Raw genomic sequence first — 20421 nt, 5'->3', positions numbered from 1 at the left:
AGGCCTAGGTAAAAAAACTATTGTGCAACTAAGTTATCGGGAATGTTTAAACCTGCTTCACGGTAGTAACGTGCAGCACCGGGATGCAATGGAGCAGGTAAACCCGCTAATGCCTTATCTAAGGCCATTGCATTGGTCGCTTTATGAATAGCTTGTAAAAAGCCTAAGTTTTCATAAATGGTTTTAGTAAGTAAATAGACAAACTCCTCGTCTACATCTGCATGCACAGCCAAAAAGTTAGGCTGAGCCATGGTGTTCCAATCTTTATCAAGATTTGGATAAGTACCCGCAGGGATAACATAACGCGTCCACAGACCTAAGCCACCATTAGCTTTTTCCATTTGCTCATCGGTTACATCTAATGGGCTCACATCCTTTGCCGCTGCGGCAAACAGTTTGGTTACAGCCCCTGTTGGTGCGCCGGCAGGCGTATTAATAGCTTCTACTTGCCCATTTTGTAGCGCTTCTGCAGATGGTCCATAACCAGCAGAAAACAACTCCATTTGCTTATCAATGTCTACGCCTAAGTTACCCAACAAAAAGCGGTTAGAGCCAATGGTGCCAGAGTTCTTTTTACCTAAAGCGACTTTTTTACCCGCTAAGGCCATTAAGTCACTTAGGTCACCATTTTTAGCATGCTCATTTTTAACCACAAACTGCTCTACGTTTTGCCACAACATGGTGATTGAACGTAAATGAGTTTGCTTGCCTTCTTTCTCTAAGGGGCCACTGCCATTCACCGCATAAGAACCATATAAACCTTGAAGAATGGCAAATTGAGCTTCTTTATCACGTAGCAATTTAATATTTTCGCCCGAACCAGCTGAGTTTATAGCAGACACACTCACCTTGTGTTTTGGCTGAATTTTCACCTTAGTTAATGTTGCCAGCGCAACACCAACCGGATAGTAAGTACCGCCAGTACTGGCGGTAGCCAAAAGGTAGTTTGTCCCCGTGTCGGCCTGTACTGAAAAAGATAAAGCACTAGTGATTAGCGCAACCTTGCATAACCAATGACGCATGATGTTACTCTCCTTAGTAAACAGCCCTGCTAGCGCTAGAGCCAAACAAATAGCTAATTAGTCAATCATAATGATTTTATTGAATTTTCATCCTAGACACAGTTGCAAGCATTAACAAGTTATTAACAAGCCTAGTAAGACTAAAGTTGCAGCCTTAAGGCTTAATAGAAGTATTTTTGATAGAGCTGTTGAAAAGCTTCGGTTTCTCTTACCTGGGTAAGTGCTTGTTGAAACCGGGTTAATTGTTGCTGGCTAATTGAGCGATTGAAAGCAAAGCAGTAATCATTTTCAAACAGAGTGTATAAAGGTTTAAAGCTAGACTGATGCCCTTCCAAGCTTTGTTCAGTTAACGCCATCAAATCCACTCTTCGCAGCGCTAACAATTTAAAAGCTTGCTCAACACTCTTCACCGGCACCAGCTCGGCGGCAAAATCAGATTTAGTTAAAAATCCGTCAATAGCTTGTCCCTTCATAATCGCAATTTTTAAGTTTTCAGCATCCTTTAAAGACCTGATCTCAAGCTTGCTATCACTTAAACCATAAAACTTTCCTCGGCTCACGTTGATCGGGCACGCCCATTCAAACTTATTTTTGCGCGGCTCAGTTTTAATTGTTGAAAATAAAACGGTATAGGCTTGTTGTTGCAAGGTGGCGTAACCTCGCGTCCAAGGTACAATTTTCACCTTTGGTGCAGGACTATTTAGCTGGGCAAATATAAGTGCCAGTAATTCAACAGAAAAGCCAGCCGCTTGTTCGTCTTCAACATAGTTATAAGGGAAAAATTCTTCACTGTAATAGTCTAATTGCTCAAGCGTGCGAGCGCTCAGTTGGCTACAACAAAGCAGGCTAACGGTGAATACAACAAGTTTAAAACCTAGCAAATAAGGTCCTCCTCTTGAGATAAAGATTGAGTAAGTATCACGGCTTTCATTCACATTAAAGCGTCAACTATGGCGCTCACCAGCAACTACAAGTACACTTCTCTCTCACTTAATCGATAGAGTATTAACTTTGCGTTTTTATCGACTGTGCTGCGCGGCGCTTATGGCTTGCTGCAGCTTTTCACTGTTTGCCAGCAATTGGTCTGAGTCGTCTTCACTACCAGCGAGTAAACGGTCGATTAAACAAGTAATTAACACTTACCATAACGATAGTCTAAAGCGACTATTGCCGCTATTTGTAGCTGCAAAAGTGGATTACCCACCACAAAAAATCACCTTATTGGCCAGCAAGCGCTCACGCAGATTAGAGTTATGGGCCGATTCTGGGGAGGGATATAAGTACATTCATACCTATTGGATACGCCATGCAAGCGGAACCGCGGGCCCCAAATTACGTGAAGGTGATTTACAGGTTCCAGAAGGTATCTATAAAATTGAAGGCTTAAACCCTAACAGCAAATTCCATTTGTCAATGAAGCTGAACTATCCCAATAGCTTTGATTTAGCCATGGCCAAAAAAGAGCAACGTCATCAACCCGGTTCCAATATATTTATTCACGGTAAAACATCCTCGGTTGGCTGTTTAGCTATGGGGGATCAAGCTATAGAAGATTTGTTTGTATTGGTTGAACGCATTGGACCGGGCAACAGCCAGGTTGTTATTGCCCCGCATGACCCAAGACTATTACCGCTCTTCCCGGTACCAGATCATCTTCCAGAGTGGACCGCCGAGCTATATCAACAAATTCAACAACAATTTGAACAATTTAAGTAATGCGTTAGGCTAGAGGAAAGTAATAACAACCAAGTGGGAGAAGCTGTAAATGCCAATCGTGCATATTCGCTCCTTAGCCTTACCCAACGCCATTGATATGCCTAGCCTACTAGATAAGCTGGCCAATGCTTTTGCTCAACAAGCCAAGATTCAACTAGAGCATATAAGCATAGAATGGAATTACATTCAGCCGGGCCACTACTTTGTAAACCAACAAGTTCACCACCAGCAACAAGCTAATCAGCCGCCACTCATGGTTGAGCTGTTTATCCCCGATGTACATAGCGATAAGCGCCAACAACAACTTGTTAGTGTTTTAGCTAAGGTAATCCATCAACATAGCCATGTTGCCTTAGATAACATTTTTGTCTCTCTGAGGGTGGCTCAATCTGGCAGCATTTTTGATAATGGACGCATTGTTACTTGGCCTAAGAAAGGCTAAGCAGCGTGATGTTGGCCATACTCGCGCGGTAAGCGAATAGTAAAACCCAAACCTTGAGGTTCAGCATTAAAGGTTTCTACGCTACCTAGCAAGTGTTGATGAACCAAGTTGTATACTTGGTTTAGGCCTAAACCCACATTTCCAGAACTGCGGCCGGTGGTATAAAAAGGATTGAAAATAAGGTTTATATCTTCGTTAGATACTCCGCTGCCATTATCTTGATAGTTAATTTCTACCATTTCTTGGTTAGCATCAATATCCACCTTCACATGTGGATAAGCATGACTAGCAAAACCATGTTGAATGGAGTTATCAATAAGACAAGACAACACCAGCTCTAGCGCCCGTTGATTCACCAGCATACTTGGATTACTGCCAGAAACACTTAGTTGAACATGTAAATCGGTAAAGGGCTGCAAGAACATCTGCAACTGCTGCTCAAGCCAGGTTTTCAAGTTAAGTCGTTGCAGGCTTGAATCTATATCACTGCCCGCTAAGGCTTTAAAGGTGTTCACTAGGGCCGCTGAGCGCTGTAAGCTACTCTCAAGTAACTGCCCTCCTTCAATACCTTGATCCAGCATAGCTTCCAGCTCTGAACGTGCTAAGGAACCATCTTTAAGTTGCTGCCCTATGCTCTGATAGTTGCTGATTAACTGAGATGCTGCTGTAATGCCCACACCTAAAGGCGTATTAAGTTCATGAGCCATGCCCGCAACTAAGCCACCTAATGCGGCCATTTTTTCTTTTTCAACAAGCTCTAGCTGGGTATCGTTCAATTTCGCTAAAGTATGTTGCAAAGTATGATTAGCCTGCTCCAACTCTTGGGTTCGCTCTGCTACCCGTTGCTCTAACTGCTCCTGATCGCTAATAACTTTTGCCGCCATGCTTTTAAGCAAGCCCCCAACCTGATTAAACTCATCATAGGCCAACGAGGGAACCTTAGTATCATAGCGCCCTTTTGAGTAATTGCTTACCAAGCGGCTTAAATGCTCTAAGGGCTCAATAATTCTGCGCGTCATCGCTAAAGCAATAACGGCCACCAATACAAACACAACCAACAACACAATTACCACATTTGACTGGCGCTCCACCAACAGCCCCCAAAGTGAGCGACTTTGTGCACTCAACGATAGTGAGAGGGGTTCTGCCATTTGGCTTAAATCCAAATCGACATCTATGTAAAATCGTCTTTTAGGTGGCTCTCCCTTAGAGCCTTTAAACAGTAAGCGCTGTGAATGAAATAACTCTAAGGAGCCTTGCTGAGAAATTCGTGAAGCCGCTTCGCGCCAAATCGACTGCATAGGTACAAACACAACTAAAGCACCAACTTGCTGGCTATCTTGAATGGCGTTTAGGTTTTTCTGCAGCAGTGGCTGCATAAATAGCAGACCCGAATCGCTATCGATATCATCAATACCAGTCACTAGCTGAGCGAACTCGGAATCTTGATAAACTTCAATTAATGCTTCTTTGCTGCCTGCTTTTACTTGTTGATTTAAACGTTGAATCGCTGCGTAATGCACCTGTAAGTCCAGTATCTCAGCCTGCAAAGGCGCGCCTTCAATAATTTGTCCTTCTAAATCGACAATATAAATCGCGGAAGCCCAGCTATTTTGCTGAAGCACCTCACTAATAAGTTGGTTAGAGTGGAAGCCAAAAATGGCAGAGGTTGGTGTGAGCACTACATCGTTAACTTGGGCTAGGCTTTGTAAATCCAGTAGCAACTGCCTTACTTGATACTGAATATTTTGCGCGATATTGTTGGCTTTTAGATACAAAGTTTGCGTAACAGCTTGTTGATCTTGTTCTGAGATTTGCTTAAGAAGAAAAGAACCAATGAGTATACTGGGCAATAGAGCCCCTAACAGAATACTAAGCGCTAATGTTGTTCTCAGCTGATTGGCTTTTATCATCATTGCTTTTGAGTCTGCCTATAATCTCTTTCAGCAAATTGCTGCATATACTCTCTAGCTTTAGCGGCATCCAGCACCCCTTTACTAAATAACTCAAAGCCTTTACGCAGGCCAAGCCAAGCACTAGCTTGCGCTGCCTCTGCCGACATAGGAACCGCTTGCTCTAACTGCGCTAACATCGCTGCCTGATTGGGGTTTGATTGCTGTTTTATTTGATTAATTAATTCGGCGTTTACTGGCAGGAATCGAGCCTCTTGGTATAAACGCTTTTGCACTTTTTCACTTTGTAAAAACTCACTCAGTTCTTTCAGCGCAGCGGCTTTGTTAGAGCTCAAGCTTTTATCAGGAAAAACCAATACCAGACTAGAAGAAAGTGGCTTAAAGGCGCTATTGCCAATGTTCGGAATTAAAGCAATACCTAAATCATCTCCTAAGTGGTGCTCAAAGTCGGCCACTGCCCACTCGCCATTAATGGCGTACGCAACCTTACCTTCAATAAAATCTTTGTAACCACAGTCGTAGGTACATTCAGCACTCACTAAACTGCGTTTAGCCAAGCTCTTATAAAAATTAAGCGCGTCTTCCATAGGGGGCTCATCAAGCGTTACTTGCTTTCCACGCGTCATTCGGCCACCAAAAGTATTGTAGAACCCAGCGAACCAATACATCTCCGAGTAATTCCAACCGATGGTGGCAATGCCTTGTTCATCTAGATGTTTTTTCTGCTCTAACAACTCTTGCCAAGAATTGGCGGGCTTCTCAACCAAACTGCGATTATAAAAAAGCATCAGGTGGTTGCCCTGCAAAATCGGGATCCCATGCAGTTGCTCATCGATAGTGGCTGTAAGTAATAGGGTGTCGGGTGTATTGGCTTCGATAAATTCGCGAGGAACAGCCGACAATTTAGCTTGCTCTGCAATGCCAATAATATCGGAAGGAGCAAAAGCAACATCGGCAGCAGTACCCTGCAAGACCGATTTAATCAGTGCCGGTTTTAAGCTTTCAGAAGTGATCTGATAAAGACTAACTTGATGCTGGCTTTGCGCTGAAAACTCATCCAGCAGCTCTTGAAAAATAGCTTTGCCTTGCTCTCTGTAATAAAGAAAGCTTAATTGCTCGGCGCTAGCGCTTCCCCACACTATTGCTAGCAACAGCAGCACAACTCGCATGCAACCCCCTTCTTCATCCACCCTGTTTTCAGTGTAGTTCAAAAGAACTAAGTTGCGCTGAAAACGCGTTTAGTATTCGGGAGATAGCATGCATTTAAGCCATTGAATTTTTAAAAATAAGGTCTACGCTACACGATATTCAGATACCATCGCTGCACCGTGCTTTAGTGGCTCGCTCATCCAGCTTGGTAAATCATCAATATCAAGGTTATCCAAGAGGTTTTTTAACTCTAAACCCAGCTCGGTGTCACCTTCAATTTTTAAGCGGCGCTGAAAAAACAGCGTATCGGGATCTTCTTGACGCCCCATCATCAGCACAAAGTCATTGAGCTCGCCAGAGAAACTTACATCAACTTGCGGAGCATTGGCTTGCACTTTTAATCGCTCTTCATCAAAAGTGATATACCAGCTTGCGGCTAAATCACTCACGTTAAGTTTTAACCAACGCTGTTCTAAAAAATCTAAATCACCCTCTTCAATCGCTTCAGCAAAACTTAATGCCAGTGCTTTTTCCATGGCTTTACCTTGCAGCGAAAAAGGACACATTTTAACTGGCAAACTTAACAAACGTGGCATGTCTTTGACTAAAGATTGTTTTAAGCGAGTAAGCACTAAAGACCTCATAAAATTAACAAACAAAGCTGATAAGTGGCTCAGTTTACGCAGTTTTCCCTAGTGCAAAGCTGCGCTGAGTCAATATCCCATCTAACTAAGCCCAGTAGAATGACAAAAAATCTCGCGTTGAGGGAAATATGGAATTACTTTGCCCTGCTGGCTCCTTGCCTGCAGTTAAGGCGGCGGTGGATCATGGTGCCGATGCTATCTATATTGGCTTTAAAGATGCCACTAATGCCCGTCATTTTGCTGGTCTCAATTTTGATGGGAAAAAGCTCGATAAAGCAGTAGATTATTTAAAGCAACACCAACGTCAGCTACACATTGCAATTAATACCTTTGCTCACCCAGAGCAGCATCAATTGTGGTACTCGGCTATTGATAGGGCGGTAGAAATTGGTGCTGATGTGGTTATTTTGGCGGATATTGCTTTGTTAGAGTACGCCAAAAATACCTACCCCAATTTAACCGTTCATTTATCGGTTCAGGCTTCTGCCACCAATGCTTCGGCAATCGCATTTTATCAGCGAAACTTTAATGTTAAGCGAGTGGTATTACCGCGCGTTCTCTCTATTCATCAAGTTAAACAATTATCACGCGCTTGCCCAGATATGGAACTAGAAGTATTTGCCTTTGGTAGCCTATGTGTAATGGCTGAGGGGCGCTGCTACTTATCTTCCTATCTCACCGGCGAATCCCCCAACACTGTAGGTGCTTGTTCGCCCGCCTCATTTGTTCGCTGGCAAGAAACCGAACAAGGCTTGGAATCTCGTTTAAACGATATACTTATCGACCGCTATGGGCCAAATGAAACAGCCGGTTACCCGACCCTATGTAAAGGCCGTTTTGATGTTGATGGGCAGCGCTATCACGCGCTCGAAGAACCTACTAGTTTAAATACCCTTGAATTACTGCCCGAGTTATTTGCCGCCAATATTTCTGCGGTAAAAATTGAAGGTCGCCAACGCAGTCCAGCCTACGTAGCTCAAGTCACCCAAGTATGGCGCGAAGCAATCGATAGCTACCAAGCGCAACCCGAACAGTACGCCGCCAAACAACAATGGATGAGCCAACTCGCTAAATTGTCAGAAGGTAGCCAAACTACATTGGGTGCTTATCACAAAGCTTGGCAATAACTATAGGTAGATTATGAAGTACTCACTTGGGCCAATCTTATATTATTGGCCAAACCAACAAATTGAAGAGTTTTACCATTTAGCCAAAGCCAGCAGTGCCGACATTGTCTATTTGGGCGAAACAGTGTGCAGTAAGCGCCGCAATATGAAAGCGCAAGATTGGATAGACCTAGGGCAACAACTGTCTCAAGCAGGCAAGCAAGTGGTTATTTCCACTATGGCTTTGCTAGAGGCACCCTCAGAGATCCGCAACTTAAAGAAACTCATCGACAATGGTGACTTTACCATTGAAGCCAACGACTTTAGTGCAGTAGAAGAAGCCCATAAAGCGAAGCTGCCTTTTGTGTGCGGCCCAGCAATTAACATATATAACGCTTATGCCCTTAAAGTATTGCTCGACCAAGGCATGCAACGCTGGGTAATGCCAGTAGAGCTGTCTCGCGATTGGCTGCAAAAGTTGAGTAATGAATGTTTAGAGATGGGCATAAGAGAGCGCTTTGAAATAGAAGTATTTGCTTACGGCCACCTACCACTCGCCTACTCTGCTCGCTGCTTTACTGCGCAATCAGAAGGTAAGAGTAAGGACAACTGCGAAACCTGTTGTATTAACTATCCAACAGGGCGAGTGGTAAATAGCCAAGAAGGACAGCCATTATTTGTACTAAATGGTATTCAAACGCTTTCTGGTGAATGCTACGACTTAATTAATGACCAACAAAGCATGAAAGGGCTGGTAGATATTGTAAGAATAAGCCCTTTAGGTGAAGAGAGTATTGAACACTTAGAAGCATTTCGCTTGAGAAGTAACACTAACGAGCATTTTCCAACGCCCGATAGCGTGAATGGATATTGGCATCAAATTGCTGGCATTCGCCAGCAAGATTAACTCAACTTGCGAGAGCTAATTAAATTTGGCTCTCGTAACGATTTAGTTCAAACAAAGCCAAACGGTGCTCAACAAAGTCATACACGTTATTGGCCAATGAAAGCTTAAAGTAACTGCTGGCTAATTGTGGGTCGCCAGCACGCTGCGCTAACTTCGCCATATAGAAATACGCTTCACATAGTCGCTCGGCCAAGGCGCGGTTATCCCCTTGCACATCCATAGTGGTACCTAGGAAAGTTTGCTGGTCAATCTCGCCAGCGTATAAACGCACAATTTGCCAACCCCAATCTTCATTGCGGTAGGTTTTTAAAGCTTCAACCAGTTCATTCTGGGCTTCAGGCTCACCCGCCTCTAGCTGAATAAGGTAGCGCCACAGTACTCGGTATGGGTCGTTAGGCGCTTGGTCGGCATAATGATTTACATCGGCCATAGCAAGCTGAGGTTTGTTGGCGTAATTAAGCGCTATACCGCGGTAGAAATAAGCAAAGCTATAATCAGGCGCCAGTTCTACGGCGGAGTCAAAGGCTTCAAAAGCGCTATCGAATTCTTCCGCTAGGGTAAAATACACACCCAAAAAGTTGTAGGCTTCAACAAAATCTGGCTTTAACTGAATTGCTCGATTAAAGTCAAAACGCGCTAAGGCGCGCAGGCCTACTCGGTCAAAAACAATACCGCGCTCATAATACAATTGGGCCATTTGCTCTTGATTGTACTCACCAGAGTTAAGCATTTGCCCAAGGCGAGCCAAAGCGACTTCGGATTGATAATTAACTTGCAAAGGTTTTGCCAACACCACGGTTTGCGGAGCTTGACTCGAAGTGCTAGCACAAGCGCTAAGGTAACCAAACGTTACTAACATGCACCCTGTGCGCAAGGCTTTTATTAACATATCACTTCCATTTTTCTTCTAGCTTGAGCCAAAGCAAGGCTCACTTTGGCTCATCATTGTTATTAACCCTAACAAGAGTGCTGGCTTAGGGAAACCTAAACTTAGCATTATCGATAAAATTCTTATTTTGAGTGGGTATCTAGCTCAGCAAAGGACTTAACCAAATCATCCAAGGCTTTAATTTGGGTTAGGAATGGTTCTAACTTAGATAAAGGCAAGGCACTTGGACCATCACACTGCGCGTTTTCTGGATCTGGATGAGCTTCCAAGAACAGACCAGCAAGGCCAGTTGCCATGCCAGCTTTTGCTAACTCACCAACTTGCTCACGGCGGCCACCCGATGCAGCACCCAATGGATCACGGCATTGCAGAGCATGAGTAACATCAAAAATAACCGGTGAACCCTTGCTGACTTTTTTCATGGTGCCAAAACCTAAGGTATCTACCACAAGGTTATCGTAACCAAAGTTACTACCACGCTCACATAAGATGATTTTTTCGTTGCCACATTCAGCAAACTTATCAACGATATTGCCCATTTGCGAAGGGCTTAAAAACTGAGGTTTCTTAACGTTAACTACCGCACCGGTTTTTGCCATTGCTTCCACTAAGTCAGTTTGGCGCGCCAAAAATGCAGGTAGTTGAATAACATCGGCAACTTCAGCCACGGGTGCAGCTTGCGCAACTTCATGCACATCGGTGATAACAGGAATAGAGAATTGTTGTTTAATCTCTTCTAATAAACGCAGGCCTTGCTCCAAGCCTGGACCACGATAAGAATGAATAGAAGAGCGATTGGCTTTATCAAAAGACGCTTTAAAAACGTAGGGAATGCCTAGCTTGTTGGTCACTTCTACAAAGTGCTCGGCAATGCGCATTGCCAAGTCACGAGATTCCAATACATTCATACCAGCGAACAAGGTAAATGGCGCATCGTTAGCCACATTTATTTTGCCGATATTAACGATTTTTTGCTGCATGCTATTCCTCTTAATGCAAAATTGCGGGTTGCGAATCCATCGAGTGGATCTGCACCTTTAGTATCTTCGATAAGGGGTCATCGGGACACTGTTCAATAAAATATTCAAAGTCGTTAATTGCAACGTTGTTGCAATCCAACTGTTGATAAATAAAACCACGGTCGCGCATTTCATGCGGGTCGCCAGGCTTTAAGCGTAGTAATACTTGAGAAACCCGCAACGCTATTTCAAAGTCATCTTCACGTAAACAAGCACTTTTAAGCTCTGCTAACCAACGCTCGGTCATTTGTGCTGAAGAAATAGGTTCTAAGTCATCTTGCGATAAACGAGCCAGATTACCTTTGTGACCTCGATGAATAACTTCTAGCTGCGCTAAGCTGCACTCTTCACCATTACAGGCATCAAAATAAACAAAGCGCTGCGACATTTTAAAAGCGAGAATAGTTTGGGCGGGAAACTCAATAGCGTGGCATTCAATATCCAATTTACGGGCAAAGTAATGCAATAACATCGCAAGGCTAGTTGCATTGCCGCAGCGTCGACTAAGCGACTCACCAATCAACAAATTCTGACTGTGATAGTAAGCTTGCCAATCACTGGTAAAGCCTAAGTCGACATAAAACAGCTTTTTAAGCTGTTCAAAGCGCAGCTCAACCTTCTCTTCGAGAGGATTAAGTTTGAGCCAATCTAACCATAGTCGATGCAAGGTTTTACGCACCAGCACCATAGGCTGCCCAGAGATTTCTTCTTCAATACCTAAAATTCGAAAAATCACTCAAGCTTTTCCTTTACAATCTTGTACTAACAACACACCACGTGTATTGCCTTATTCTTTAATACGACCACCGGTAACGCGATCCATACCGCCATAGTCTTGCTCGGTAAACACCTCTACAAATCCCTTGGCAGTGAGCAGCTGTTGTACCGCTTCCTTTTGATCGAAACCGTGCTCTAGCAATAACCAACCACCAGCTTTTAAATAGCTTGGCGCATGACTCGCAATATGGTCGATATCAGCTAAGCCATGCTGCTCTGCCGTTAATGCTGAGCTTGGCTCAAAGCGCACATCGCCCTGCGACAAATGTGGATCAGCCGGGTCAATATAAGGCGGATTACTCACCACTAAATCAAACTTCTGCCCAGCAAAAGGACTAAACCAAGATCCTTGTTTAACCTGAACCCTCGATAAACCTAACTCACTAGCATTGTACTTAGCCAAGTTTACTGCATCTTCATGCAGGTCGCTGGCAAATACTTCCGCTTTTGGTAGTTCGCTAGCTAAGGCCAGCGCTATTGCTCCAGTGCCGGTTCCTAGGTCAACTATATGGGTATCGGCGTGGTTAAGCACTTTCTTTAGTGCTTGCTCAACTAAAACTTCGGTATCTGGGCGCGGGATCAAAGTTGCAGGTGACACTTTTAATGATAAAGACCAAAACTCTCGCTCACCAATAATGTAAGCCACAGGTTCCCCAGCCACGCGTTTAGTCACTAGCGTTTGGTAAAGCTGCCATTGCTCTGCACTTAAGGCCCTTTCGGGCCAAGTGAGCAAATAGGTTTGGTTGCATTGCAATACATGTTGCAGAATAACCTTGGCATCAACCTTAGGGGATTCACCACCTGCAAGTTGCTGCTTGGCCCATTGCTGAGCCTCAATAATGCTGGGCAACTTAGCCTTCACCTTCTGCTAAGGCAGCAAGTTGGTCGGCTTGGTATTCTTGCAAAATTGGGTCAAGCAAGGCCAATAGCTCACCTTCAAGAATGTCGTTTAAGCGGTACAACGTTAAGTTGATGCGGTGGTCGCTCACGCGCCCTTGCGGGTAGTTATAGGTACGAATACGCTCACTACGGTCACCACTGGCTACTAACTCGCGGCGCATACCGGTTTCTTCTGCGCGGCGTTTTTCGTCTTCTGCAGCTTGTAAACGAGATGATAATACCGACATCGCTTTAGCGCGGTTTTTATGCTGTGAACGTTCTTCCTGACATTCCACAACTACGCCACTTGGAATGTGGGTAATACGAATTGCAGAGTCAGTTTTGTTTACGTGCTGACCACCCGCGCCCGATGCACGGAAAGTATCAACCCGCAGATCACCGGGGTTAATCTCAATTTGTTCAGCTTCTGGAATTTCTGGCATGATTACCACGGTACAAGCCGAGGTATGAATACGCCCTTGCGATTCAGTTTCAGGTACGCGTTGTACGCGGTGACCACCTGACTCAAACTTCATCAAACGGTATACGTCTTCACCGTCAATCTTAGCAATAAGCTCTTTGTAGCCGCCCTGTTCGCTTTCGTTACACGACATAATAGTCATGCGCCAGCCTTGGCTCTCAGAGAACTTGCTGTACATTCTAAATAGGTTACCAGCAAAAATGGCAGCTTCATCGCCACCGGCACCGGCACGAATTTCTAAGAAAACACTGCGAGAATCGTTAGGGTCACGAGGTAACAACAATAGCTGAAGCTCTTCCGATAAGGTCTCCATGCTTTGTTTAGCTTCGTCAATTTCCATCTCAGCCATTTCACGCATTTCAGGATCGTCGTCCTGTAGCATTTCATTTGCTGACTCTAAATTCTCTTGAGCTTGTTGGTAGGCAGTAAAACAATTTACCACTTCTTCAAGCTGAGAGTATTCCTTGGTTAATCCGCGAAACTTGTCTTGGTCAGAAATAATGTCTGGCTCGCCCAGCAAAACCTGAACTTCTTGATAACGCTCTTGCAAGGTTTCAAGTTTGGATAAAATTGACGCTTTCATGCTTTCTCTCTGTTAAACGCAATACCTCGCTTGCTAATGTTAGCAACGAAGTATCGACCACAATCGGGTTATTTTCTTAGGCCAATGGCCTCTCGTATTACCGCAAGCTCTTCAAGTCGGCCATCACGGCCTGCTTTATTAATGGCTTCGGTAGGAGCGTGAATAAGTTTGTTGGTTAGCTGAAACGCAGTTTCGCGGATCACCGTTGTGGGATCTTTACCATTTGCCAAAGACTCAAGGGCCTTTTCAACAGCAGCGTCGCGAACGCGTTCGCTATGGCTACGATAATCTCGAATGGTGGTAACCGACTCTAACGAGCGCAACCAGCCCATAAAGTCTTCACTTTGCGTTTCTACTATAAACTCAGCTTGCTCAGCTGCTTCTCGGCGTGACGCAATGTTTTGTTCAACAATACCTTGCAAGTCATCCACCGTATAAAGGTAAGCATCGCGCAGCTCACCCACTTGTTCTTCTATATCTCTTGGTACCGCTATATCCACCAAAAACATCGGTTGAAAGCGACGTTTCTTAAGTGCTGTTTCAACCATGCCTTTACCAATAATCGGTAACGGGCTAGCGGTGGAGCTAATCACAATATCGGATTCGGCTAAGTGATTAGGTATTTCATTTAAGGTTATCACTTCGGCGCCAAACCGGTCGGCCAAAGTTTTTGCCCGCGAGACCGTGCGGTTAGCCACCATTAGTTTGTTTACGCCTTGGTCTACAAGGTGTTTAGCAACCAGTTCTATGGTTTCACCCGCTCCCACTAACAATACTTTTGAGTCACTTAAATCATCAAAAATCTGTTTGGCTAAACTTACCGCGGCAAAAGCAACCGATACCGCATTTACCCCAATATCGGTATCTGTTCTCACTTGCTTAGCAACCGAAAAAGCGCGTTGGAAAAAACGCTCCAATACGCTCCCTACGGAGCCGGCCTCGCGTGATTCGGTATAGGCTTGTTTTATTTGCCCCAGAATTTGCGGCTCGCCTAAAATCAACGAATCCAAACCACTTGCCACCCTCATTAAATGAGCCACAGCTTGCTGCTGTTGGTATTTATAAAGGCAAGGTAATACTTCTTGCTGATTTAAGCCCTTATAGCTAATCAACCATTGCACAACATCATCGCAACTTACTTCACCTAAGTTGCAATAAAGCTCGGTACGATTACAGGTTGATACGATCACCATCTCCACACCAAGCTGAGTACCAGCATGGCTTAAAGCTTGGTTAACCTGTTCTGGACTAAACGCGACTTTTTCACGCAGGCCAACGGGAGCCGATTTGTGATTGATTCCTAAGACTTGCAGAGTCATCGTAGTGGGGCTTTGTTGCGCCTTTTCCTAATGGGGTAAAAAAGCAAATTGTACGGGAATATAGGGCTAAATAAAAGAAACTCGCACGTTAAGCCGCGCCTGATTAGCTAAAATTTATCGCCTAAAGCGACACATCTTTGCTTTTAAGCAATTTACAGCCGCTACCTTGAACTTTTATACTGCAAAAAAACAATCGGAATTGCTGTGCGTCATCTAGCTGCTCTATTCATTTTGGTACTTGGCCTTAGCGCATGTACTTCTCCCCCGCCCATTACTACGCAAAACAGTGAATGGGGCCAGCACCTAAGCGAACTTCAACAGATAAAAAATTGGCAACTTAGCGGCAAAATAGCCTTTATTAATGACAATGAAAGACAAGCCGCCAACCTATTCTGGCAACAAAACAACAATAAAAGTGTACTGCGTATTAATGGGCCACTTGGCATGCAAGGTATCGAGTTGCACTACCAGCCAGGCAAAGTATGGGTAAAAACCAAAGATGAAGAGTACCAAGGCAGCGATGCGCAATTGTTAGTTTACCGTTTAACCGGTTGGCAAGTACCGGTAGAACAACTGCCCTCTTGGTTGCTTGGCATTCCAACTCAAAATGATTACCAGCTTAATGCTCAAAACCGTTTAGCCGAATTCACCACCAAAGAGCAATGGCAGATTGATTACTTAAACTATGGGCAATATAACCAACATACCCTGCCCCGTCAGTTAACACTTCGCTCGGCCGACAACCTACTAAAATTGAATATTCACAAATGGCAAATTAATGACTCAACACCCCATTAGCGGTCCGTGGCTCTCTCCGGCCAAGTTAAACCTGTTTCTATACATCACAGGTCAGCGCGACAATGGCTACCATGACTTGCAAACCCTGTTTCAGTTTATCGACTGTTGTGACCAGCTTTATTTTCAGCTAACAGACGACGGCGTAATTAATTTAGAAAGCCAACTAGATTTCCCAGCCGAAGATAACTTAATTGTAAAAGCTGCGCGTTTGCTACAGCAACACTGCGCTGTTAGCCGAGGCGCCAATATTAAACTAGACAAACAACTGCCCATGGGCGGTGGTATTGGTGGTGGCTCTTCAAATGCTGCAACGGCTCTATTGGTGCTAAACCGCTTATGGCAATGCGAATTGAGCTTAACCGAGTTAGCCCAGCTAGGTTTGCAACTTGGCGCCGATGTGCCTATTTTTATTCATGGCCATAGTGCATTTGCCGAAGGTATAGGAGAGCAAGTTCAAGCAGTAGACATTGATGAGCCTTGGTACGTTGTTTTGCATCCCGAAGTACATGTTTCTACGCAAAGTGTTTTTGGCCACCCAGAGTTGCCAAGAAACACGCCTAAAAGAACATGGCAGCAGCTTTTGAACGATAATTGGCAAAATGATTGCCAAGAAATTGTGGCTAAAGTTTATCCGGAGGTTGCACAAGCTCTTAGCTGGTTGGTAGAATACGCGCCGTCGAGGATGACAGGAACAGGTTCATGTGTTTTTGCCGCCTTTGCAACAGAGCGTGAAGCCTTGTCAGTGCTGAATAAACGCCCTAAAAACATTTCTGGTTTTGTGTGTAAAGCCTGTAACCAATCGCCGCTTCATCGGCAGTTGGCTAACGAAAAAACACTCTTAAACACAGCAGGTTTTTAAGAAATTTCATTCTTTCAAACTTAAAAAACGTAACGCTCTTTTGACCCGATAAATCTGAGGTTTCCATCGTGCCAGACATGAAACTCTTCGCCGGTAACGCCACGCCCGAACTTGCCCAGCGTATTGCTGACCGCCTCTATACCACCCTAGGTGATATTTCAGTAGGTAGATTCAGTGATGGCGAGATTAGTGTACAAATCAATGAAAACGTTCGTGGTGGAGACATCTTTGTTGTCCAATCCACTTGCGCTCCAACAAACGACAACGTGATGGAGCTGATTGTTATCGTTGATGCTCTACGTCGTGCCTCTGCGGGTCGTATTACTGCAGTAATTCCTTACTTTGGCTACGCTCGTCAAGACCGTCGCCCACGCAGCGCGCGTGTGCCAATTACCGCAAAAGTAGTGGCAGATTTCCTATCAAGTGTAGGTGTTGACCGCGTACTAACTGTTGACCTTCATGCTGAGCAAATTCAAGGCTTTTTCGACGTACCAGTTGATAACGCTTTTGGTAGCCCAGTATTACTACAAGACATGCTAGACAAGAACCTAGAGTCTCCAGTAGTTGTATCACCAGACATCGGTGGTGTTGTACGTGCGCGTGCAGTAGCTAAAATGCTAAACGACAGCGACTTAGCGATTATCGACAAACGTCGTCCTCGCGCTAACGTGGCTCAAGTTATGAACATTATTGGCGATGTTGATGGCCGTGACTGCATCATGGTTGATGACATGATCGATACTGGTGGCACACTTTGTCAGGCAGCAGCAGCACTTAAAGCAAAAGGCGCTAAGCGCGTATTTGCTTATGCTACTCACCCAGTATTTTCTGGTAATGCTGCAAACAATATTACCGAATCAGCACTAGATGAAGTGATTATCACTGACTCTATTCCGCTAACTGAAGAAATGCGTAATGTTGAGAAAGTTCGTCAATTGTCGCTTGCACCAATGCTAGCAGAAGCTATTCGTCGCGTAAGTAACGAAGAGTCTATCTCTGCAATGTTCTAAGTAGCATTAGACAAAGAATCTTAAAAAGCGCGGTAATGTGAATTACCGCGCTTTTTTATTGGCTTTCAAAAACGCCAATGGTAGAATGCCGCGCCTTTTGAATTGAAGTGGCCAAGTGTTACTCACTTTAACGCTGATTCAACGAGGTACTGGTTAGAGTTTGGTCGCGAAACTTTAGCCTCATTTTATTATTTGGAGAAACACAATGTCTAACATTAAACTTGACGCTGAACTGCGTACAGACCTAGGGAAAGGTGCGAGCCGCCGCCTACGTCACGAAGAAAAAGTTCCTGCTATCGTTTACGGTGCTGGTCAACAACCTGTATCAATCACTCTTGAGCAACGTCACGTGATGAAAGCTCAAGAAGCTGAAGCATTTTACTCAAGCATCATTACTTTAAGTGTTGCTGGTGAAGCAGTAGACGTATTAGTAAAAGACATGCAGCGTCATGCATACAAGCCACGTGTTCAACACATCGATTTCCAACGTGTTGATAACACTAAAGCTATCCACAAAGCTGTACCTCTGCACTTCCTAAACGAAGATTCTGCAGAAGCAGTTAAAAACGGTGGTAAAGTACATCACTTAGCTACTGAGATCGAAGTTAGCTGTCTAGCTAAAGATCTACCTGAGTACATTGAAGTGGACGTAGCTAACCTAGAACTGGGTAGCTCACTACACATTTCAGATATCGCTCTACCTGAAGGCGTTACCTCTGTTGAGTTAGCTAAAGGTGAAGATCACGACCAAGCAGTAGTATCTATTACTACTCCTAAGGGTACATCTGAAGAAGCTTCTGATTCTGAAGAAGAAGCTACTGAAGAATAGTGATAAACGATATTCGTTTACTCGTGGGCCTGGGTAATCCAGGCCCCGAATATGCAGCCACCCGCCATAACGCTGGCGCATGGTTAGTCACTCAGCTAGCCAACAATCATCACGTCCAACTAAAACCAGATAGCAAACATTTCGGATTAACCGGCCGCATTCAAATGGCGGGTCAAGAAATGCGTTTGTTAATTCCTACAACGTTTATGAATCTTAGTGGCAAATCTGTCGCTTCTTTAGCCAAATTTTATCGCATTGAACTTGAGCAGATTATGGTTGCTCATGATGAACTCGATTTACCACCTGGCGTAGCTCGCTTTAAAAAAGGTGGTGGGCATGGCGGCCACAATGGCCTGCGCGATATCATCAGCAAATTTGGCAACAATAAAGATTTTCATCGTTTACGGATAGGTATTGGGCACCCCGGTCATAAAGACCGTGTTTCTGGGTTTGTTCTAGGTAAAGCGCCTAAAAACGAACAACTACTGATTGATGATGCAATTGATGAGGCGGTACGCAGTACCGATGTTTTGCTTAAAGATGGTTTAAGCAAAGCAATGAATCGATTACACAGTTACAAAGCGGGCTAAGCCCCTTACACAAATAGGTATTATTATGGGATTTAAATGTGGCATCGTTGGTTTGCCAAACGTAGGCAAGTCGACCCTTTTTAACGCTCTGACGCAAGCCGGCATTGAAGCTGCTAACTTTCCATTTTGTACTATTGAGCCAAACACCGGCGTAGTACCGGTTCCTGATGAGCGCCTAGACGCCCTAGCAGCCATTGTTAACCCACAGCGTATTCTTCCAACCACCATGGAATTTGTGGACATTGCAGGTTTGGTTGCCGGCGCTTCTAAAGGTGAAGGCTTAGGTAATAAATTCTTAGCTAATATTCGTGAAACCGACGCGATTGGCCATGTTGTTCGTTGTTTTGAAAACGACAACATCGTTCACGTATCTGGCAAGGTTGATCCTGCAGAAGACATCGACACCATTAACACCGAGTTAGCGCTATCTGATTTAGATACCTGTGAAAAAGCGCAAGTCCGCGTTGCTAAGAAAGCCAAAGGTGGCGATAAAGATGCCAAATTTGAAGCAGAAGTATTAGTAAAAGTACAAGCGCATTTAGAAGCAGACTTAATGCTACGTAGCTTAGAGTTAAGCAAAGAAGAAAAAGCGGCCATTGCTTACATGAACTTCTTAACTGCTAAGCCAACCATGTACATTGCAAACGTAAATGACGATGGTTTCGAGAACAATCCTTACTTAGACAAAGTAAAAGAGATTGCAGCAAGCGAGAACGCAGTAGTAGTAGCCGTTTGTGCTGAAATTGAAGGCGAAATTGCCGAGCTAGACGCCGAAGAAAAAGCCGAATTCATGGAAGAAATGGGCCTAGAAGAACCAGGTCTAAACCGGGTAATTCGCGCAGGTTACGAACTACTAGACTTACAAACCTACTTTACTGCGGGTGTAAAAGAAGTTCGCGCTTGGACCGTACCCGTTGGTGCTACAGGCCCGCAAGCAGCCGGTAAAATCCATACCGATTTTGAGAAAGGTTATATTCGTGCAGAAGTGGTTGGTTACGACGACTACATTGAGCACCAAGGTGAAGCTGGCGCTAAAACAGCCGGTAAATGGCGCCAAGAAGGTAAAACTTACGTAGTAAAAGACGGTGATGTGATTCACTTCTTATTTAACGTATAAACCTTATCTGTAAACCCCAAAAGCCAACGTTAAGTTGGCTTTTTTGTATCTGCAATTCAGGTTTAGCAAAAACGCTTTTAACAGTTTAACCGCCACTCGCACCAAATTAAGTTCTAAACAACAGCGTTAAAGCATCTCCAAAAGATACTTTTAAGGCTTATTCACTCTATTGTTAGCAACAGCTTATTAGCGCGCCCTAAAAACCCATTAGGCCAAAGCGAGCAAGTAACAGTCAATTGCGCACAAAGCAAACAGCAGAAATGAGCAAACTAAGTGCATCGCGTACACAAACTGCGCAAACAAACTTTTTTGCCGTTTTTTGGCAAAAAAACGGTTGACGCTGTTGGGTCTCATCAGCATAATACGCCCCGT

The 20421-nt window shown here is 44.3% G+C and carries 21 protein-coding genes; 10 read left to right on the top strand and 11 right to left on the bottom strand.

Features of this window, described 5'->3' with window-relative positions; all coding sequences use genetic code 11:
• Positions 1-17: 17 nt before the first annotated feature.
• Both OV592_RS07410 and OV592_RS07405 read right to left on the bottom strand, forming a co-directional pair.
• A complete protein-coding gene (locus tag OV592_RS07410) occupies positions 18-1022 on the bottom strand; it encodes a TAXI family TRAP transporter solute-binding subunit (RefSeq protein ID WP_338625252.1) in 1005 nt (334 codons plus the stop codon).
• Between the two features lie 161 nt (positions 1023-1183).
• On the bottom strand, positions 1184-1903 hold the full coding sequence (locus OV592_RS07405) for a substrate-binding periplasmic protein (protein ID WP_406610939.1): 720 nt from the start codon (positions 1901-1903) through the stop codon (positions 1184-1186).
• Between the two features lie 286 nt (positions 1904-2189).
• On the opposite strand from OV592_RS07405, the gene OV592_RS07400 reads away from it, so the two are divergent.
• Together OV592_RS07400 and OV592_RS07395 are read left to right on the top strand one after the other, a co-directional pair.
• Positions 2190-2738 (top strand): murein L,D-transpeptidase family protein, encoded by a 549-nt coding sequence (locus tag OV592_RS07400; RefSeq protein WP_406610938.1) that lies wholly within the window; start codon positions 2190-2192, stop codon positions 2736-2738.
• Positions 2739-2787: 49 nt separating this feature from the next.
• A complete protein-coding gene (locus tag OV592_RS07395; protein ID WP_406610937.1) occupies positions 2788-3180 on the top strand; it encodes a hypothetical protein in 393 nt (130 codons plus the stop codon).
• Here OV592_RS07395 and OV592_RS07390 read toward each other — a convergent pair.
• The 3 genes from OV592_RS07390 to OV592_RS07380 all read right to left on the bottom strand — a co-directional run bounded on the left by OV592_RS07390 (position 3177) and on the right by OV592_RS07380 (position 6874).
• A complete protein-coding gene (locus OV592_RS07390; RefSeq protein ID WP_406610936.1) occupies positions 3177-5033 on the bottom strand; it encodes an ATP-binding protein in 1857 nt (618 codons plus the stop codon). The two genes, OV592_RS07395 and OV592_RS07390, sit on opposite strands and share 4 nt — an antisense overlap.
• Before the next feature lie 59 nt (positions 5034-5092).
• Positions 5093-6262 (bottom strand): extracellular solute-binding protein, encoded by a 1170-nt coding sequence (locus OV592_RS07385; RefSeq protein WP_406610935.1) that lies wholly within the window; start codon positions 6260-6262, stop codon positions 5093-5095.
• Between the two features lie 123 nt (positions 6263-6385).
• A complete protein-coding gene (locus tag OV592_RS07380; protein ID WP_406610934.1) occupies positions 6386-6874 on the bottom strand; it encodes an SCP2 domain-containing protein in 489 nt (162 codons plus the stop codon).
• Between the two features lie 140 nt (positions 6875-7014).
• Between OV592_RS07380 and OV592_RS07375 the strand changes: the two genes are divergently transcribed.
• Positions 7015-8013 carry a peptidase U32 family protein gene (locus OV592_RS07375; RefSeq protein ID WP_152781495.1) on the top strand — a complete coding sequence of 333 codons (999 nt, stop codon included), beginning with the start codon at positions 7015-7017 and terminating at the stop codon, positions 8011-8013.
• Between the two features lie 13 nt (positions 8014-8026).
• On the top strand, positions 8027-8899 hold the full coding sequence (locus tag OV592_RS07370) for a U32 family peptidase (RefSeq protein ID WP_016402172.1): 873 nt from the start codon (positions 8027-8029) through the stop codon (positions 8897-8899).
• Positions 8900-8918: 19 nt separating this feature from the next.
• On the opposite strand, the gene nlpI is transcribed toward OV592_RS07370, so the two are convergent.
• The 6 genes from nlpI to hemA all read right to left on the bottom strand — a co-directional run bounded on the left by nlpI (position 8919) and on the right by hemA (position 14846).
• A complete protein-coding gene (gene nlpI, locus OV592_RS07365; RefSeq protein WP_016402173.1) occupies positions 8919-9788 on the bottom strand; it encodes a lipoprotein NlpI in 870 nt (289 codons plus the stop codon).
• Between the two features lie 122 nt (positions 9789-9910).
• Positions 9911-10768 (bottom strand): 3-deoxy-8-phosphooctulonate synthase, encoded by an 858-nt coding sequence (gene kdsA / locus OV592_RS07360; protein ID WP_406610933.1) that lies wholly within the window; start codon positions 10766-10768, stop codon positions 9911-9913.
• 10 nt (positions 10769-10778) lie between these two features.
• Positions 10779-11543 carry a SirB1 family protein gene (locus OV592_RS07355; RefSeq protein WP_016402175.1) on the bottom strand — a complete coding sequence of 255 codons (765 nt, stop codon included), beginning with the start codon at positions 11541-11543 and terminating at the stop codon, positions 10779-10781.
• 51 nt (positions 11544-11594) lie between these two features.
• The gene (gene prmC / locus OV592_RS07350; RefSeq protein ID WP_406610932.1) at positions 11595-12434 is read right to left on the bottom strand and encodes a peptide chain release factor N(5)-glutamine methyltransferase; all 840 of its coding nucleotides are present in this window, start codon (positions 12432-12434) and stop codon (positions 11595-11597) included.
• A gap of 1 nt (position 12435) precedes the next feature.
• Positions 12436-13527, bottom strand: coding sequence for a peptide chain release factor 1 (prfA, locus tag OV592_RS07345; RefSeq protein ID WP_016402177.1), 1092 nt, complete (start codon positions 13525-13527; stop codon positions 12436-12438).
• A gap of 68 nt (positions 13528-13595) precedes the next feature.
• On the bottom strand, positions 13596-14846 hold the full coding sequence (hemA, locus tag OV592_RS07340; protein WP_152781501.1) for a glutamyl-tRNA reductase: 1251 nt from the start codon (positions 14844-14846) through the stop codon (positions 13596-13598).
• Between the two features lie 204 nt (positions 14847-15050).
• Between hemA and lolB the strand changes: the two genes are divergently transcribed.
• The 6 genes from lolB (at position 15051) to ychF (ending at position 20049) form a co-directional block, all read left to right on the top strand.
• Positions 15051-15644, top strand: coding sequence for a lipoprotein insertase outer membrane protein LolB (gene lolB, locus OV592_RS07335; protein ID WP_152781503.1), 594 nt, complete (start codon positions 15051-15053; stop codon positions 15642-15644).
• Positions 15625-16503 (top strand): 4-(cytidine 5'-diphospho)-2-C-methyl-D-erythritol kinase, encoded by an 879-nt coding sequence (gene ispE / locus OV592_RS07330; protein WP_406610931.1) that lies wholly within the window; start codon positions 15625-15627, stop codon positions 16501-16503. The genes lolB and ispE overlap by 20 nt, the downstream gene beginning before the upstream one ends.
• 68 nt (positions 16504-16571) lie before the next feature.
• On the top strand, positions 16572-17513 hold the full coding sequence (locus OV592_RS07325; protein WP_016402182.1) for a ribose-phosphate pyrophosphokinase: 942 nt from the start codon (positions 16572-16574) through the stop codon (positions 17511-17513).
• A 205-nt stretch (positions 17514-17718) separates the two neighbouring features.
• On the top strand, positions 17719-18342 hold the full coding sequence (locus OV592_RS07320) for a 50S ribosomal protein L25/general stress protein Ctc (RefSeq protein ID WP_016402183.1): 624 nt from the start codon (positions 17719-17721) through the stop codon (positions 18340-18342).
• Complete coding sequence (pth, locus tag OV592_RS07315; RefSeq protein WP_016402184.1) at positions 18342-18932, top strand: aminoacyl-tRNA hydrolase; 591 nt, start codon at positions 18342-18344, stop codon at positions 18930-18932. The genes OV592_RS07320 and pth overlap by 1 nt, the downstream gene beginning before the upstream one ends.
• Before the next feature lie 25 nt (positions 18933-18957).
• Positions 18958-20049 (top strand): redox-regulated ATPase YchF, encoded by a 1092-nt coding sequence (gene ychF / locus OV592_RS07310; RefSeq protein WP_406610930.1) that lies wholly within the window; start codon positions 18958-18960, stop codon positions 20047-20049.
• The last annotated feature ends 372 nt before the right edge of the window (positions 20050-20421 follow it).

The sequence above is a fragment of the Agarivorans sp. JK6 genome (assembly GCF_045277145.1).
In the GTDB taxonomy this organism is placed as follows: Bacteria; Pseudomonadota; Gammaproteobacteria; order Enterobacterales; family Celerinatantimonadaceae; genus Agarivorans; species Agarivorans albus.
The sequence above is the reverse complement of the archived record's forward strand: the minus strand, read 5'-3'. Positions and strand labels throughout refer to the sequence as shown.

Coding starts and splice junctions, on each gene's coding strand:
- OV592_RS07375 (WP_152781495.1), top strand. CDS start 7,015: ATGGAATTACTTTGCCCTGCTGGCTCCTTGCCTGCAGTTAAGGCGGCG.
- kdsA (WP_406610933.1), bottom strand. CDS start 10,768: ATGCAGCAAAAAATCGTTAATATCGGCAAAATAAATGTGGCTAACGAT.
- prfA (WP_016402177.1), bottom strand. CDS start 13,527: ATGAAAGCGTCAATTTTATCCAAACTTGAAACCTTGCAAGAGCGTTAT.
- ispE (WP_406610931.1), top strand. CDS start 15,625: ATGACTCAACACCCCATTAGCGGTCCGTGGCTCTCTCCGGCCAAGTTA.
- OV592_RS07385 (WP_406610935.1), bottom strand. CDS start 6,262: ATGCGAGTTGTGCTGCTGTTGCTAGCAATAGTGTGGGGAAGCGCTAGC.
- ychF (WP_406610930.1), top strand. CDS start 18,958: ATGGGATTTAAATGTGGCATCGTTGGTTTGCCAAACGTAGGCAAGTCG.
- hemA (WP_152781501.1), bottom strand. CDS start 14,846: ATGACTCTGCAAGTCTTAGGAATCAATCACAAATCGGCTCCCGTTGGC.
- OV592_RS07410 (WP_338625252.1), bottom strand. CDS start 1,022: ATGCGTCATTGGTTATGCAAGGTTGCGCTAATCACTAGTGCTTTATCT.
- OV592_RS07370 (WP_016402172.1), top strand. CDS start 8,027: ATGAAGTACTCACTTGGGCCAATCTTATATTATTGGCCAAACCAACAA.
- OV592_RS07395 (WP_406610937.1), top strand. CDS start 2,788: ATGCCAATCGTGCATATTCGCTCCTTAGCCTTACCCAACGCCATTGAT.
- nlpI (WP_016402173.1), bottom strand. CDS start 9,788: ATGTTAATAAAAGCCTTGCGCACAGGGTGCATGTTAGTAACGTTTGGT.
- OV592_RS07320 (WP_016402183.1), top strand. CDS start 17,719: ATGTCTAACATTAAACTTGACGCTGAACTGCGTACAGACCTAGGGAAA.